At 38.2% G+C, this 17,133-nt stretch carries 11 protein-coding genes; 6 read left to right on the top strand and 5 right to left on the bottom strand.

The window, feature by feature from the left end; translation table 11 throughout:
- Positions 1-28: 28 nt before the first annotated feature.
- Entirely contained in the window at positions 29-1,231 is a 1,203-nt protein-coding gene (locus B9A52_RS19145) for a BamA/TamA family outer membrane protein (protein ID WP_084121975.1), read from the bottom strand.
- A 533-nt stretch (positions 1,232-1,764) separates the two neighbouring features.
- On the opposite strand from B9A52_RS19145, the gene B9A52_RS19140 reads away from it, so the two are divergent.
- From B9A52_RS19140 to B9A52_RS19115, 6 genes are all read left to right on the top strand, one after another.
- Positions 1,765-2,511 carry a DUF2092 domain-containing protein gene (locus tag B9A52_RS19140; RefSeq protein ID WP_084123603.1) on the top strand — a complete coding sequence of 249 codons (747 nt, stop codon included), beginning with the start codon at positions 1,765-1,767 and terminating at the stop codon, positions 2,509-2,511.
- Between the two features lie 5 nt (positions 2,512-2,516).
- A complete protein-coding gene (locus tag B9A52_RS19135; protein ID WP_084121974.1) occupies positions 2,517-3,797 on the top strand; it encodes a DUF6515 family protein in 1,281 nt (426 codons plus the stop codon).
- Positions 3,798-4,146: 349 nt separating this feature from the next.
- Positions 4,147-5,301 carry a helix-turn-helix domain-containing protein gene (locus B9A52_RS19130; RefSeq protein WP_084121973.1) on the top strand — a complete coding sequence of 385 codons (1,155 nt, stop codon included), beginning with the start codon at positions 4,147-4,149 and terminating at the stop codon, positions 5,299-5,301.
- 108 nt (positions 5,302-5,409) lie between these two features.
- Positions 5,410-7,515 (top strand): alkyl/aryl-sulfatase, encoded by a 2,106-nt coding sequence (locus B9A52_RS19125; RefSeq protein WP_084121972.1) that lies wholly within the window; start codon positions 5,410-5,412, stop codon positions 7,513-7,515.
- A gap of 207 nt (positions 7,516-7,722) precedes the next feature.
- Complete coding sequence (locus B9A52_RS19120; RefSeq protein ID WP_157370219.1) at positions 7,723-8,970, top strand: BamA/TamA family outer membrane protein; 1,248 nt, start codon at positions 7,723-7,725, stop codon at positions 8,968-8,970.
- A gap of 56 nt (positions 8,971-9,026) precedes the next feature.
- The gene (locus B9A52_RS19115) at positions 9,027-9,914 is read left to right on the top strand and encodes a DUF2490 domain-containing protein (protein ID WP_231955321.1); all 888 of its coding nucleotides are present in this window, start codon (positions 9,027-9,029) and stop codon (positions 9,912-9,914) included.
- A 628-nt stretch (positions 9,915-10,542) separates the two neighbouring features.
- On the opposite strand, the gene B9A52_RS19110 is transcribed toward B9A52_RS19115, so the two are convergent.
- The 4 genes from B9A52_RS19110 to B9A52_RS19095 are packed head-to-tail and all read right to left on the bottom strand — an operon-like array spanning position 10,543 to position 16,999.
- The gene (locus tag B9A52_RS19110; RefSeq protein WP_084121971.1) at positions 10,543-13,197 is read right to left on the bottom strand and encodes a restriction endonuclease; all 2,655 of its coding nucleotides are present in this window, start codon (positions 13,195-13,197) and stop codon (positions 10,543-10,545) included.
- Positions 13,194-13,892, bottom strand: a complete 699-nt coding sequence (locus B9A52_RS19105) for a DUF4276 family protein (RefSeq protein WP_157370218.1) — start codon at positions 13,890-13,892, stop codon at positions 13,194-13,196. Before B9A52_RS19105 ends, B9A52_RS19110 begins: the two co-directional genes overlap by 4 nt.
- Positions 13,859-14,968, bottom strand: coding sequence for an AAA family ATPase (locus B9A52_RS19100; RefSeq protein WP_084121969.1), 1,110 nt, complete (start codon positions 14,966-14,968; stop codon positions 13,859-13,861). Before B9A52_RS19100 ends, B9A52_RS19105 begins: the two co-directional genes overlap by 34 nt.
- A gap of 3 nt (positions 14,969-14,971) precedes the next feature.
- Positions 14,972-16,999 carry a site-specific DNA-methyltransferase gene (locus tag B9A52_RS19095; protein WP_084121968.1) on the bottom strand — a complete coding sequence of 676 codons (2,028 nt, stop codon included), beginning with the start codon at positions 16,997-16,999 and terminating at the stop codon, positions 14,972-14,974.
- Positions 17,000-17,133: the final 134 nt, after the last annotated feature.

Raw genomic sequence — 17,133 nt, 5'->3', positions numbered from 1 at the left:
TCATCTTCTAAACAGACCATTATGTGGCCTAGAATGTCTCATTCACATTGAGATAAAATCCCGAATTTCCCTTTTGCCCAAATCCATAATCGGCAGTGATGGTGGTTCTGTTCTTTTTATTGATCATTACCCTTAGCCCCATTCCATATCCGGGATTAATATATTCCAGCAATTTTTCATTGGTGGTTCTACTGCTAAAGCTTGCTGCATTTACAAATACAGTTCCCCCGAAAGTTTCCTTGTTTTTTTGAAGTGGAAACCTGTATTCAGCTTCTGAATATACCATTCCTTCCCCCCTAAACCTGCCCTGTGCATAAGCCCTGCCCTGTCTTCCAAACATATCCCAACCCAAAGAAGGAAGGTTCATATAGGGTAAGTTTCCCGAAACCAGAAAATTACCATATCCCCAAAGAGCAATCAGGTGTCTTTTTCTTGTTTGACTGAGATTGAAATAATGCCTGTAATCCAATAAAAGGGTACTGGAAGATTGATCCGATCCCAAAAAAGTAGGGTTGACCTTATAAGAAATCAGGGCGAAATTTCTCTCATAGGGGGAGACCGGTATATCTCTGTTTTCCATTATGGCATTGAATGTAATTCCGGAAAGAATATATCTGTCTGTTGCAAAACCTAAAGATTGATTGTAAGCATCATGGGCAAATTCAAGGCTGGGCGGAGTCTCCTCATCGAGAAAGTTTTCGATTCTTGAGTGTTGGTCAAAATGATAACCCATGCCCAGGTAGAATTTAGAATCTCCGACACGTCTCAAAACAGTCTCATAAAACCTGATCAAACTGAAATCCATCTGTTGCTCTCCACGATAAACACCTAATTGGGATGGATTTTCCTCCAATTCATTTGGGGCGCTGCTTCCCAAGCCAAATGTGGGCTGAGATGTGATGAAATACCTCCAATCACCCACAAGGATCCACTTATTTTTATCCAGGAAAATATTGCTCCTGAAGCTGAATATCCATTGTTTTTTAGTGGTATAAAGAAAATTCCCCACAAGGTTTGACATTCGGGTATCCTCGGGATTTCCCATATACCAAGTAGCTGAAGGGGCCATTCCAAACATCCATCCATTGGCAGGATTTGAAGCTACAGCCGGAAGCGGGACCCATTTTAGATTATTGATTTTGTTGGGTGAATATTGGAGGCTGTCCTGTGCCTTTGTAGGATTCAGTATAATAGTTGATGCGATGATCAAGAACAAAAGTTTATATTTCATTTACCGGGGTTTTAGAGATTACTGCCAAATAGAATTCTTCAGGTTTTTCAATTATACTTTCCAAAACGATTATGATCCTAAATCAAAATGAAGGTAATTAATAAACACATTCATTTTCCAAAATTCAAAAGTAAAATTTGAATAATCCGCAAATCAAGATATAAAGTTTAGTAAAAAATGAGATTCAAGTAAAAAATTTCTTGAATTGGAAACAAATGCCATCTTTGAATGGACCTGGTTGGTTTGTCAAAATTAGACCAAACATGGCAAATTACATTGATTTTAAATATCATTCATAAGTTCTGTTTCTATTTTTGTAAAATGGTTTGAGGTCAAATTTAAGGTAAAATGGAAAATCAAATAAAAGAATTTTCAAATTGAAATCAGATTCCGCATGTTTTAAAGGAAAATTGGCAACAATTATTTCGAGCTGAGATGCTTTACCCAATTTTTCTCACACTGATGAATTTAAAATTGAATAATAAACCATAATTTTAAACCAAAATCGCTATTCTTCTTTTATGCCAATTTATATGACAAAAAAAATCCCAATTTTATACTGCATTTTATCCTTAGTGCTCATTTATCCAATTCGGGCACAGGAATCACCATCTATAGATAACAATGCGGTGGTATTACTTGACCGCATGTCAGATTTAATTGGTCAGTTAAGTTCCTGTAGCTTTAAGTTAAACGCTTCAGTCGATAAGCTGATGCCTCAAGTTGGTCCGGTAAAGGAATACTTTAACCATCAAGTTCATTTTGTAGGTCCTGACAAAATGCATATTCAAACCAGGGGTGCCAACAATCATGCTTACTGGTATAATGGTGATATCCTGATGTATTATTCACTGACCTATAATCACTATGGTTTTATTGATACGCATGAAAATATCATTGAAACAATTGATATGGTCAATGCTGATTATGGGATTGACTTTCCTGGGGCAGATTTCTTTTATCCTACTTTTACTGATGATCTTTTGGCCAACAGTGATAAAGTGGCATATATGGGTTTAGTGAATATTGACGGAGTGGATTGTCATCATATTGTAGCTGTAGGACCGGAACAAAATGTACAGCTGTGGCTGAGTAATGATACTTTTACTTTACCCCTTCGTTTTGTTTTCCTTGATAAAACGGAAGGACATTCCCTACAATATGAAGGAGTTTTTTCTGATTGGATGATCAATCCCGATCTACCTGATGCGATTTTTGATTTTGTGGTTCCGGAAAGTGCCAAAAGATTAAGTATAGTACCTAAAACAAAGCCAAATTAAAAGCAATGAGAAAATCACAGACTTATATTCATATTTTATTCACCTGGCTTCTCCTTATTGTATTGACATTCAATCCCGAATCGGTTTTATCTCAAAGGATGAATCATGGTGGAGGTGGGGCCAGAGGGGGAGGCATGTCAGCACCTTCCAGAGGAGGTTCAATGTCGGGTCCTTCCAGGGGAGGATCTATGTCATCTCCATCCCGAAGCAGTACTCCACAGCGTAGTGGGGCAGCATCTCCTTCTAGGGGCGGAGCTTCATCACCGGCCAGCAGACCAAGTGCAAGCCCGGCAAGGCCACAAAATTCCCCTTCCAGAGGTTCCATTAACGGTGGTGCCCAGCGTTCACCTGATAGAAGGACAAGCACTTCCAATCAAAACCGCTCCATCAATGATAGTAGACAAAGTCGGGATATAAATAATTCCAATGCTGGTAGAACCGGATCTGCCTCAGCAGATAGAGGGAGTTCCACCAGAAGGGGTGATGGCAATACCGGAAGTGCTTCCAATCAAAGACCTTCCTCTAGACCTGACGGCGGAAGAAATCCTGGTGTTGGAAATGGAAACCGACCCGGAGGTGGTACTGGTGGAAATAGACCCGGCGGAAATAGACCCGGTGGGAATAATATCAACATCGGCAACAATAACAATATCAATATCAATGCGGGTAGAAATACCATGGTAAGGGTGAATGTGATGTCTCCCATGATGATGCGACCACCGATGATGTGGGGTGGATTTATGGTATGGTCTGCCCATCCATTCTTTTGGTTTACTTTCAGACCCTTCTTTTGGGGACCTATGTGGCATCCTTGGGGATTCCCCATGGCTACATTGCCACCCACTGCCCAAGTGGTCAACGTGACCAATGTAACCAATGAAACGAACGTCACCAATGTCACCAATGTGACCAATGTGGTCAACGAATTCTTTTACGACAGCGGCGTATTCTATCAAAAGGATGATGAAGGTTATGTCGTGGTCCCCGGTCCTGTAGGGGTAGAGGTAAGCTCTATTCCTGATAATTATGAAAAAGTGACCTTGGATGATGGAACTATCAATTATTTCTGGGGTGGTACCTACTACGAAAAATCCGGGAAGGGCTATATTGTAGTCCCTCCAACTGCCGGTGCCTTGGTTCAAAATCTTCCTGAAGGTGGAGAAGAGGTGAAAATGGGTGACGTCATTCTATTGAGATATGGAGAAACTTATTATCAACCGGTACAGGTCAATGGAAGAAATATGTATGAAGTGGTATATATTGAAGATGAAGAAGTGGAAGATTGATTCTTCCTTCACAAGAAAAAAGAGCAGCTTTTAATACAAAGCGGCTCTTTTTTTTTAAAGGTGTTTGTTTCAAAATTCACATACTTGATTTTGATTAAAAACTTGAACCAATAATGGTGTTGGTCCATCATTATTTTTTTTGGGACGGAGGACGGATGACAGAAGCTAGCGGAAAAGGCAATCAGCAAAAATTTTAAGCCCTTAAATTAATTTTCTGACATGAAAGCGGTTATATATATTATCTATAACTAGCTTACTTATTTCAGTTTTTTGAATTTTTAAAAATTCAGGATTTCAAAATAAAAATAGGCTATCTTAGTACCCCTATAACCAAGTATTGATTTATTTTATGGAAATCACCTTAGTAAATCTTTTCTATCTTTTTTCCATGTTTATTGGGTCTTTGGTGGGTTTGGTTCTGATTTTTTTTGGCTTCAAAACAAATCGTCACAACATCCTGCTAGGCGTCAATTTATTATTACTTACCTATATATCCTTAATTGTTTGGCTTATAACCACAGGCTACTTTTTGAATTTTCCTTTTTTGTACAGAACAGCGAATCTGGCGGGTTTTCTGTTTATGCCATTGATGTATATGTATATCCGTACCGTATTGACAGGTAAAGGGATAACCTGGAAAGACCTTGTCCATTTTGTACCTGTAATCGTTATTTTGGTTGATTTTTGGCCGGTGTTGATGCTTTCCAACCAGGACAAATATTTGTTAATGCAATCAGAAATTTCTAATCCGGTCCTTTTTACCACTTATACCCAAAGCCGTTTTTTTCCGCCAAATTTCTATACACCTTTCAGGTCTCTGGTTTTGGCATTTTATTGGATTATTTCTGCCATCATAGTATGGAAGAATACCAAAAGACACGATAAACAAGGTTTTGGAAAAGAATGGTTTGTATGGATTAAGATTTTTTTGGGATTGGAATTGTTGGTGTTCTTTCCCTTCCTTCTGTTCTTTTGGGCCATAGACCCAATGGCAAATTTTCTATTGGTTCACCTTACTATTGTTATACTTACCTTGGTAACAGGTTTTACTTTGCTTTTTTTTCCAAAGATCCTTTACGGTATGGATCAGGATCAATTTGAAAAGCAAAGAAAAGAGAGTAAATCAGAGAAGGTAGAAAACCTTTCTGACCAAAGGTCAAAAGAAATTGAATCCAAACTCGAGGAGATTTTGGATCGGGATAAAAAATTTCTCCAACACGGTTATTCCATTCATGCTTTGGCTGCAGATACAGATATTCCGGTGTATTTATTGACACAGTATATCAATCATCATCTCAACACGAATTTTTCTGATTTGATCAACAGTATGCGGATTGAGGAAGCCTGTAAATTGATCGCCTCTGCAAAGTATGAACATCTTTCCTTATTGGGTCTTGCTGAATTGTCCGGCTTCAATAACCGAAATTCTTTTACCCTTGCCTTTCAAAAGTTCAGAAATGTTTCCCCTTCGGTTTATATCAAATCTATCAAGAAAAAGGCTTAGAATTATCTCGCCAATATTGCATAAAAATTGGCGTTTTTAAGAAGATTATCCACAGGTATTTTTTATTAGCTAGGTTACCTTTCCAACAAGAAAATATAACCAAAAACTATGAAAGCAATTGATAAACAATTTCTTAGTAAAACTTTATTGAACTTAATTTTAATACCCTTTTTAGTAGGCCAAATCGGATGTTCAAATAAGGGCACCGAATCTTCAGGAGATGATTTAAGTGTCGGTGACCACTTTGACCCAAAGGGGAAAGGTCCTTCCAAGCACACCTTAGCAATTTGGGAAAATTGGAAGAAATCTTTACCCTTTGACGACAAACTGGATTTTGAAGAAGCCCAGAAAGGCTTTATTGCCGCACCCAACTTCAAACAAATCAAAAATGATGAAGGCAGGGTGATTTGGGATTACGAGCGCTACGAATTTCTTTTGAACAGCCAGGATTTTACGTCTATTCATCCCTCACTTGAGCGAATAGCCAAGCTGAATATGGGCTATGGATTATACAAAGTGACCGATGGAATCTATCAGGTTAGGGGTTTTGATCTGTCCACCATGACCCTGATCGAAGGAAAAACCGGCTGGATACTGTATGATGTCTTGACTACCCGCGAAACAGCTGCTGCTGCACTAAAATTCGCGAATGAACAGTTGGGTGAAAGGCCGGTCAGGGCAGTGATTTATTCACATACGCATGCAGACCACTTTGGTGGTGTAAGGGGAGTGGTCAATGAAGAAGATGTGATTTCCGGAAAAGTAAAAATCATCGCTCCAGACAGATTTATGGAGTTTTGCGTTTCCGAAAATGTGATTGCAGGCAATGCCATGAGCAGAAGGCTGTTCTACCAATATGGATCCATGCTTCCGGTGAGCCCATACGGGCACGTTGACCAAGCTTTGGCTAAAAATGTTTCCTCAGGGACCTTGGGCTTGATTGCTCCCAATATGTCTATTGTGAAGCCTACCGAAGAACATACGATAGATGGGGTAAGAATGATATTTCATAATACCCCTAATACCGAGGCACCCGTGGAAATGAACACATATTTCCCTGACATGAAAGCACTTTGGATGGCCGAAAACGTCGTAGCCTCGATTCACAATATTTATACCTTAAGAGGTGCTTTGATCCGTGATCCTTTGGTTTGGTCAAAGAAAATCAGTGAAGCTTTATACTTATTCGGTCAAGAGGCCGAAGTAATGTTTGCTTCCCACCATTGGCCTCGTTGGGGAAATGAACGCATCCAACAGGTACTCAGAGCACATAGAGACACTTATGCAAATATTCACAATGGCGTCATGAACCTTGCCAACAAAGGTGTAACTGTGAATGAAATCCAAAATGTGTATGAAGTTCCGGAGAGCTTACAAAAGCAATGGGCCGTACGATCGTACCATGGATCTGTAGAGCACAATTCGCGGGGAATAATAAATAGGTATTTAGGTTATTGGGATGCAAATCCTATCACGCTTATGCCTCTTCCTGAGAGAGAAACCGCCCCACTCTTTGTGGAAATGATGGGTGGTGCCGGTCCAATTATCGAAAAAGGACGCGAACTTTTTGAGGAAGGAAAATATATGCTTGCTGGTGAAATTTTGAATAAACTTGTTTTTGCAGAGCCTGGTAATCAGGAAGCCAAAGACCTTTTGGCGGATTGTTTTGAACAAATAGGCTATCAAAAGGAAAGTACAAGTGTTAGAAATAGTTTTTTACAAGGCGCATTTGAACTTAGAAATGGCATACCGGATGGAGAAGCTCCAAAATCTGTAACACCCGATATCATCCGTGCCATGGGTACAGGGATTTGGTTAGATTTCTTGGGAGTAAAACTTAATAGCAAAAAAGCAGAAGGTATTAATTTTACAATGAACCTGATCACTCCTGACAACAAAGAAAAATTCCTGATAGAACTTAGCAATTCAACATTGAGCAATGTAGAGGGGTTCACTGCAAAAGATGCCGATCTTACCCTGACACTCAATCGTTCGGACCTCAACATGGCCATGATGGGTGTGAAATCCCTGGAAGAATTGATAACAGAAGGCAAAGCCAAGTTTGAAGGAGACATATCCATTTTAAAACAACTGGTTGGGCTAATGGATGAATTTGACTTAAGATTTGAAGTGCTACCAGGAACCAAAAAAGGTGAATATAAAGCAGGATCAGGCAATACAGGATTGGATGCACCGGCTTATATCGAGGACTAGTAATTGTTTTTTTTCAAATTGGTAATAAGTAAAATCAAAATTCAAACCAATCACTAAAGAGAATTTGAATGGATTCACTTTGGTGATTGGTTTTTTAAGGTTTCATTAATTCCTTGCCAAGATTTGCTAAATTCTGGCAAGTAGAGAGAATACTTGGAATCCACTTTCATTACATTCGAAAAGTTAAATTTGTTTATCTAAAAAATTATGAAAAAGACATTTACTGTTATTTGGATTTTGGCTTTCTTATTTTTTACCCCCGTGAGCTTATTGGCCCAAAGTGAGATGGATTCTGGGGAAGAAAGCGGCAAGAAAGAGAAAAAAGAAAAGAAGGTAGACATCAATATTCTTCCTGTAGTAGCCACAAACCCTACCGTGGGGGTTTTGTTTGGTGTATTGCCAGGAGTCAATTGGAATATGGGAACACCGGAAGATACCAGAAATTCTACCGCCTTGATAGGTGTATATTATACTACCTTAAATCAACTTTTTACTTCCGTTCGAGCAAATGCCTTTACCAAAGAGGATAAATTCAATCTGTTGACTGACATCCGTTTTAACCTCAATGCGCAGCCAACTTATGGCCTGGGGTCAGTATTGGACAAGAGCACTTTGGTAGGTGGAAACGATACTCCTTCAGACAATCCCTATCCGCCATTTCAGGAGCAGGAGATGATGTATTTTAATAATTTCAGGTTGTATCAAACCGTACAAATGAGGCACAAGAAAACCAATCTTTTCTATGGGATAGGCTATCACTTGGATATCTTTTGGGCAATAGATGATAGACAACTTGACCTTGATGCTGATCCCCAAAGAATTACCCATCATTACAGATACCAAGACTTAAAAGGAATCGATACTGAAAAATACTCTCAGTCAGGACTTTCTGCAAACGCCACCTTTGATAGCCGGGACAATGTAGTAAACCCCTATGTAGGGCAATTGGCCGCCATTTCATTAAGGGCATTTCCGGAGTTCCTGGGAAGTACCACCAACGCTTCCCAATTGTGGATGGAATACCGGACTTATGTCAACCTGGATAAGAACCGTGCTCGTAATGTATTGGCTTTTTGGACTTATGGTTGGTTTGTAACAAGCGGTACTTCACCTTACCTTGCCTTACCGGCCATTGGTTGGGATATGTTTGCCAGGTCAGGTAGGCCCTATACACAGGGTAGAATCAGGGGTGAAGACCTTGTCTATGCGGAAACCGAATGGCGTTTTCCTTTACAAAGGAATAAAGATAAATGGGGCGGAGTACTGTTTCTGAATACCACTACCGCAAGCAGCAGAACTGAAAACATCAATGCTTTCAGTAATTTTGTCTTTGGCTATGGCGGAGGTTTGAGATTTATGATCAATGAGAAGAAAAGAGTTAATCTCGGACTTGATTATGGCTTTGGTGCTAACGGCGCCCAGGGTTTATTTCTTAACCTGAATGAATATTTTTAACAAATCACAGAGTTTTAGAAATTGAGTTAATAATTAGATTGATTACGGGCAAAAAGGTGAAAAACAGACCAAGGTCTAGGTACATTGAATTTTGTTGGATTTCTTTGTCAAAGCAGATCAACAATCATGCAGCAGCTATGAAATTCCAAAACCTGAACAGTACCATTATAAAATCAAACTGGAGGCTGTTTTTCCTTTTTTTTGTTTTGTTGATGGTCAATTTGGAGATCCAGGCCCAATCCAACCGTCCTCAATATTGGTACACCTATAACCATACGGGCAGGTTTTCCGACAGATGGGGTTATGGTTTTGACCTCAATCACCGTAGCAATGGGGTAGTGCCCTTCAATTCCACTTTATCTGCCGCCAGGATGGGCATGACCTATCATACCAAAACCGGTTTCAGGTTTACCGCAGGCTATGCTTGGTTTGGTACCTATGTTTCTGAAAGGTACCGGATATGGTTGCATGAAAACAGGATTTACGAGCAGGCCCAGTATACCCATGGTAATTCCAAACATAATTTCGTGCATAGGATTCGCATAGAACATCGATGGCGGGAGCAATTTACGGACATCAATTCGGAAGCAACCAATGTTTTTCTTACCAACCGGTACCGTTACCTGTTTCAAATGGACGGTCCCATTAAGAGGGGTCCGGATAGAACCACCAAATTAAGGTGGCAGGCTGCCAATGAATTTTTTATCCACAACAAGGAGAACGTGGGTTACATGCTGTTTGACCAGAACAGGACTTTGGCAGGTGTGATGATCTCTCCAAAAGGAAATCTTAGCCTGGCAGTCCTTTACCAATTGATTTTGCTCCAGCAGCCTTTGCTTCGTGAGCTTCAGACCATCCATTCATTCAGGATTACGCTTTTTCATCAATTGGATTTACGTAAAGAAAAAAAGAATAATGTTTACGAAGTTCCGGTAGTGGATTGAGTCAAAATGGATACTTAGCTGGATTCCAAACATATAACAGCCCTATTTGAGACATTTTTCAAATGCTGATATTTTTTGTTTAGATTTTCCTGGATTCAGGTAATAATATCGGTAAAAACTCTCATCCCTATGGACATACTGCAGTACCTTCATAAGGTACTCGTGAACCCTTGTAGCATACTGAAGTAGCTTCATTTCATTCATAGAAAGTCAAAAAGACTTCACATGAAATCAAATTCAATTTAGCTGAAACAAAAAAGAAAACAACCGTATTAAAATCTATTTCAGCTGAAATCAAATTCAATACAGCTGAAACAAAAAAGAATTCAAGTGAAGTAAAATTCAATTCTCCTGAAATCAATTTTACTTCACTGGAAACAAAAAATACTTCAACTGAAATAAAAGAGACTTCAACTGAAGTCTTTTAGTGTACAGCAGTACCTTCTAAGGATACTTCAGTACCAAAATAAGGTACTGAAGTAGGAGGAGAGGGGACTGATAAAATCAATTTGTCTTACTGATTTCTCTTTTAGAAATTTTATTGAGTGAATATTAAAACAAAAAAAATGTCAGTGCGAACTCTGACATTGGCTTGGATAGAAAATCAATTTTAATAGGTGAGGTTAGATTAATTGATCAACTCACTGACTTTTTTTACGACTCTGTATTCCAGGTTTTCAAACTCTTTGAAATGTGCTTTTCCACAATCGATTTTCATTTTTTCCTTAACTCTTAGATTTGAATAGGCATCTTGTGGATTTCCTATATCTTTTGTCTCTGCTACGAAATAGATTTTTTGATCATCTTCGAATACCAAAGCCCAATCAGGATTATAATTTCCAATCGGGGTAGGGATTTTAAACCAAGTGGGTAATTTGAAATAGAATTTGATCTGATCACTTGTTTCACAATCTTTTGCAAATTGACTTTCTACACCGGAATCCAAGGGGATAAATTCATCATAAATGGTTTTTGAAGGATCGGAAACTTTGAAGGAAAAATCATTCAGATACACATCCAATTCCTGCGCTTCAAATAATGACATTTCATATTCAGCCCCTCCGATTTTCTGGTATTTGATTCCCTCAATCATTAAAGAATTCAAAGTTCTGTTTATAGCTTGGATGGAAAAGTCCAAAAACAATTGCGGGTTGATAAGAACATCTTCTATTCTACCTGAACTGATTAAAATATCCTGAATGGTTGATCGGGTCAATTCAGTTTTGCTTTGGATATAGCCCAAAACATCAGGAATTTTCCAAGTATTGCGGTTATATGTTTCTATCCCTTCACCAACATAAGATGTCGTTACTCCCTCACCTTTCATATTGATACCGACTTTTGTAGAACGGATCGAAGGCGGTTTTACTTCTGGTATATTTTTTACAGCTTTTGAGGCCAATACGATCAATTCATCTGTTTGGTAATCGACACGGTAACTGGTTTTCTTTTTTAGCTTTTCCCATATTTCCAAGAATCTAGGATCGGCTTCAAATCCCTTTCGGTATTTTATGGGAGTCCGATCTATTGACCTTTTGATTCTTCCTGTAAATGAAACACCACAATCTTCCTCAATTTCTTTTTGAAGGGCTTTGGCAAAATCATCATAGGATTCATTTGCGATCACTGTAAGCTGGTTGACATTTGGGTCATAGGTACGTTTCCCTGATTGGTCTACCGCCAATCTTAATCCCCTTCCTATTTCCTGACGCTTTTTAATATCGGATTTTGTTTCGTTCAGGGTACATATCTGAAAGACATTGGGATTGTCCCATCCTTCTCGCAAAGCGGAATGAGAAAAAATAAACCGTAAGGGATTCTCCAATCCCAACAATTTTTCTTTGTCTTTCATGATCAAATTGTAAGTATCATCATCGGCTTTGGTTTCACCTGATGTGTCTTTTACCTTGCCTTTGTTGTCCTGTGAAAAATAACCGTTGTGTGTCTCTTCCACAGAAAACCTGTCCAATTCCTTGAAAGCAGGTTTTGAAATGAATTCCTGATAAATCTCTTCAAACCATTTTGCAAACTTCCCTTTTTTGGGATTTCCCGAATCATCATAAGTCCGGTAATTGGCCACCTTGTCGATAAAGATCAAGGACAAAACCTTTATCCCTGATTTATTGAGGCGTTTTTCTTTCTTCAGATGTTCTTCGATGGTTTTCCTGATCTGAAATTTCATCACCTCATAAGTCAATCCACCTTGGGTGTCTCCTTTATAAAGCAAATTGCCATTGGAAATAGAAATGCATTGATTTGTAGCGTCAATTTCTTCTATGATATAACCATCTGCATAGATTTCCCGCTCATTGGAAAGCTTATACAAATCATCTCCAACATTTACTGTTAAGGTCTTTTTCTTTACCCCTCCTTTGTCATTGCTGTTTATGGTAATCTTTGCGGATACTTTGGATTTTGTAGCGGTGATGGATTCCACAAAAACAAAAGCATCATTGAATGCATTTTCTTCAATGATAGAATCAACCTCTATTTGTTTGACCAATCCCAAATCGTATGCCTTTACAGGATTTAAGCTATAAGTCAGGTTGTATTGGTTTTTGTGGGTGGCAGAATAACGGAGCGTGCACAGGGCATTCAGGTTTTCAATAGCTGCTTTACGTTTTTCAGTTTCCATGTTTTGAGGCTCGTCCACGATTACAATAGGATGGGTAGCTTGGATAAATTCAACAGGTCTTTGTCCGTTTAGCTTGTCATTGGGTTTGTTGATGATATTGATGTCTTTGGCAAAAGAATCAATATTGATGACCAGGACTTCAATGTTATGATTTGTTGTAAAGCCTCTTAGTGTGGAAGGCTTTGCGCCATCATAGACTTGGTAGTTTATAGGGACATTGTCATAGAGTGTTTGAAAATGTTCATGGGTGATTTCCAGGTTTTTCAACACTCCTTCACGGATAGCAACCGAGGGAACTACGATGACAAATTTCTTGAATCCATAAAGTTTGTTCAGTTCATAGATAGTCCGCAGGTAAACATAGGTCTTTCCTGTGCCTGTTTCCATTTCAATGGAGAAGTGCATGCCATCCAATTTTTTTGAAACAGAGATTTCATTGGCGGATTGTATGCCTTTCAGGTTTGCCAGGATTTGTTCTTCGGATAAAATCAAGTTGTTGCTGACACCATTAATGAAGTCCAAGGTACCTTCTTCTTTAAGATTGAATTCAATTAAAGAATCTTCCAAAGGTTGGCCCTCAAACAAATCTGTGATAGATTTTATGGCTTCCTGCTGATAGGAGAGATTAGATTCAAAGGTTAATTTCATTCCTTTATCTTAAAAATTAAAGTTTCAACCCAGTTTTTAAACCTGACACATCTTTCAAGTATTGCTTCTATGGTATTTATTTCTGCGATAATTCCCCCATAAAAAGGTTTATTATTATCAAATCCAGGTATCAACCTCTCTAATCTTTTGGATGGTGCAGTCAATTCGCCATCATTTAATAATTCCGGGTTTTCTTTTTCTGATACTGCCGAAATCAGTGTAGCGAGGTTGCCAGGTTTTAAATCCGGTAAAAATTCAAATCCTGATGTGGAAGAAAATAACAATCCTTCAAATTCGTGAAGTTGGATATAAGGAATAAACCGCCCAAGGTTTATCGCCGCTGACATCGATCTTTCCAAAAACGTTACTCTTTCTATTTTGTCTTGGATCGTCAGTGCGCGTTCAAATTGCGGGAAGTCATTTTTCAATCTAAAAAAATCAATGAAAGTTGTTACAATGATTTCATTTTCAGCTTGAATAAGTCTCTCAATATTAAATTTCAAACGCTCATATTTAACATCTCCCCCCTTATGTCCTTTGCTGGTTGACATTAATATCGGGCGAACATCAAAAATTTGATGAGAATTAAAATAGGGCCTTAAAATTCCATTTACAAACTCTTCTTCTGTTTGTCCTTCACAAATAATATAAATACCCCGCATCATATCCGGCCGCCAATTACATTTTTCTCCCACAATTCGCCTACAGAATACTCTTCCAACCAATTTTCCAAAGCTTGGGCAGATTGCCTTTTGAAAACGGTCTGATTATCCTCTCTATTTGCCACCAAAATATCATCAGCGGAAAATTCATTCACTAAGTTTACAGATTGTGTGGCAATGATTATTTGGGAATTTACGGAGGCTTTTTTGACCATCCCTGCTAATTTGGATATTGCAATCGGATGTAAACCCAATTCAGGTTCATCCAAAATAATGGTACTTGGTAAATCAGGTTGTAATAAAAGCGTGGTGAGGGCTATAAATCTCAGTGTTCCATCAGAAAGATGGAAAGCATTAAAGTATTCATCAGAGCCTTTTTCAAACCAATTCAAGAAGATAACCTCGGGGTTTTTGGCATCGGGTTCCAAATCAAATCTTTCAAAAAATGGAGCTACTGAACCGATTGTATATTCAATCATTTTGAAATGCTTTGGATGGGTGGATTTAATCCTATAAAGAAATGCCGCCAAATTACTTCCATCTGATTTTAAATAGCGGTAGTCCAGTGTTTTGCTAGGCTGTCTTAGAGAAGAACTGGAACTTGTGTCATGAAAGTGAAACACATTGAAACTACTGAAATGTGCTCTTAAAAACTCTGCTCTTGTCAATCCATTTTCAAAGATACCACTTTCGGTTTTCCCTTTTCCTCCCAGATCTTCAAAACTCCATGATTCATTATAACCTCTGGCAAAAGAGTTGAACCCTCCTTCATCTCTTTCAAAATAGAATCCCGAAGACTGAGATTTGGGCACCAACTTAAAATCATATCGGTTATTTGTATTTTTATCCAGGGGTTTAAAAATAATGCTTCCTTCAATGGATTTGGATTTTTTTCTACCAAAATAAAGTAAGCTGTTTTCATAGCCATTATCTGCGACAAAAAATTCCAAACGCTTTTTGGAAATGCTGTTCAGCATCTTAAAGAATGAAATAAAATTGCTTTTGCCCACCCCATTTGCACCTATCAAAATATTGATCGGTGCAATTTTGATATCACCCGAGTCTCTTATAGACTTAAAGTTTTGTATCCTTATCCTATCTATCGGCATAGCTTATATCGTTTTAAATTCCACTCCTGCATCACGCATCTGCAATACGGCATTTGTTTTCAGTTGGTCATTGCCTTTGAAAAGTCTATCCAAAGCAATCACTTTTATGGGTTTGAGGGAAATTACCTCATCCAAAATATCCTGATTTGCTTTTTCTAATATAAAAACTAATTCATTGTCATTGATAGTAAAATAGCCTTCTTTTTGTCTGATGGTGCTGTTCAGGTCTTTTCCGCTTTTTAAGAGCAGTTCGTACACCATATTTTCAATCGTAGCAGATTCTGAAACAGGGTCTACAAACAATTTGATCTGTTCGGCAAGGGCCTTGACATCATGCCCTTCTATCTGTTGCCATTGTTTGAAGTTGCTTTCTTCCAGTTTCATTACCTTGAAACCCAAGTCCTGGGATTTTAGATTTGAGATTTGAGACCGGAGATTTGAGATTTTGTTGAGGGTTTCTTCTGTTGGGAGTTCACCCTGAAGCTTTTGGATTTCAGATTGAAGCTTTATGATTTCGGTGTCGATTTCGGCTTTGATTTTATTGGCTGACCTGCGGATCCGTTCTTTTGTTATATCAGTAATGAGTGGGTATCCAGAATTGTAGGACTCTGATTTTGCATCACTTTGCTCAGGAAGTTGTACTAAAATATACTGCCTTGGAATTTCAATTTCTTTATTCAGTTTCATTACTGCGTGAGCAGTAGACCCTGATCCTCCAAAAAAATCAAGAATTATATCTTTCCCATCACTTGAAAAGGAAATTAATTCTTCAAGCATTTTTATTGTTTTTGGATTAGTAAACACTTTTTTCATTTCAGGAAAAAGAGCTTTTAATTCATTAGCTCCTGTTCTCCCATCAATTTGAAGGATTGAACTTAATTTTTGTAAATAATCTTTTGCGTAAACTTTTATTTCTACCAATTTATCTTCGTCATCGCCAAAAATGATTTTTCCATCATCAATCATTTTTTTCATCGTATCTTCTGGAAACCTATATCCCATTAAAGGTTGTTTACATGCCTTTTTTGTTACAGGATGAATTATATCGTAACGATACCCCTCTTTGCCCGGGTTATGTACACCTCTTTCTCCCGAATATATGCCATGAGTGTCTATAAACTTATAGTTTTCGAGTGGCCAAAGTTGATTTTTATTTTCCCTAAACCATTTCGAATATTGCTCTTGTAATTCTATGGGATCTTTGAACCGGGAAATTAAATTTTCGCCAACTTGAATTAACAAGTCTTTCACATCGGAAATTTTAGATTTCCATATTGGTTCAATGTTATTTTTATTTTTTGCGAAGCAAATAACATACTCATGTTCAATAGCAATATTTGTTGGATTGTTATCGGTTACATTTTTCCAGATAATATTTCCAACAAAATTCTCCTCCCCAAAAATTTCATTCATCAATAACCGAAGATTATGCACTTCATTGTCATCAATGGAAACAAAAATCACCCCATCCTGACGCATTAGGTTTTTGGCCAAGTAAAGCCGCGGCATCATCATATTGAGCCAATTGCTGTGGTATTGACCATTTTCTTTGCTGTTCTTTCGGAACATGCCATCTTTGGTCAGGAAGCCCTCTTCATCCTTGTCTCCTACACGTTTTTCATAATCGGCTTTACTTTCACTGAACTTGTCCGGATAGATAAAGGAATCATTTCCTGTGTTGTAAGGCGGATCTATATAGATCATTTTGACTTTACCGAAGTAGCTTTTTTGAAGTACTTTGAGCACTTCCAGATTTTCTCCTTCTATAAATATGTTTTCGGTTTCGTCAAAGTTGATGCTTTCATCTTTGGCAGGAATCAAAGTCTTGGAAGATGGAGTCTGTAAGACCTTAAAGGCATCGCTTTTCCCTGCCCAATTCAGTACATAGCGTTCGTTTGAAAAATTGATGTTTTCCCCCAAAGTGGCTTTCAGTTTTTCCCAATCAATTTTTCCCTCGCTGAACACCTCCGGCAATACCTCACGGAGGGCGTTGATTTTTTCTTGTTGGGGAGTCAAACTTGTTCCTTCCATATTTATAATATCTTCTAATTCTAACCTAAATATCAAATTTACTTTTTATTGTGGAAATGATTGGGTGATTTTTAAATGAAAATGTCAGTGGGGACAAGATATTGGAGAAACAGATTTATTCGCTTAGCATTTTT

The sequence above is a fragment of the Aquiflexum balticum DSM 16537 genome (assembly GCF_900176595.1).
GTDB lineage: Bacteria > Bacteroidota > Bacteroidia > Cytophagales > Cyclobacteriaceae > Aquiflexum > Aquiflexum balticum.
The sequence above is the reverse complement of the archived record's forward strand: the minus strand, read 5'-3'. Positions and strand labels throughout refer to the sequence as shown.

Excerpts from the sequence above, each read along its gene's own strand:
- B9A52_RS19145 (WP_084121975.1), bottom strand. The coding sequence starts at position 1,231 with ATGAAATATAAACTTTTGTTCTTGATCATCGCATCAACTATTATACTG.
- B9A52_RS19140 (WP_084123603.1), top strand. The coding sequence starts at position 1,765 with ATGACAAAAAAAATCCCAATTTTATACTGCATTTTATCCTTAGTGCTC.
- B9A52_RS19135 (WP_084121974.1), top strand. The coding sequence starts at position 2,517 with ATGAGAAAATCACAGACTTATATTCATATTTTATTCACCTGGCTTCTC.
- B9A52_RS19130 (WP_084121973.1), top strand. The coding sequence starts at position 4,147 with ATGGAAATCACCTTAGTAAATCTTTTCTATCTTTTTTCCATGTTTATT.
- B9A52_RS19125 (WP_084121972.1), top strand. The coding sequence starts at position 5,410 with ATGAAAGCAATTGATAAACAATTTCTTAGTAAAACTTTATTGAACTTA.
- B9A52_RS19120 (WP_157370219.1), top strand. The coding sequence starts at position 7,723 with ATGAAAAAGACATTTACTGTTATTTGGATTTTGGCTTTCTTATTTTTT.
- B9A52_RS19110 (WP_084121971.1), bottom strand. The coding sequence starts at position 13,197 with ATGAAATTAACCTTTGAATCTAATCTCTCCTATCAGCAGGAAGCCATA.
- B9A52_RS19100 (WP_084121969.1), bottom strand. The coding sequence starts at position 14,968 with ATGCCGATAGATAGGATAAGGATACAAAACTTTAAGTCTATAAGAGAC.
- B9A52_RS19095 (WP_084121968.1), bottom strand. The coding sequence starts at position 16,999 with ATGGAAGGAACAAGTTTGACTCCCCAACAAGAAAAAATCAACGCCCTC.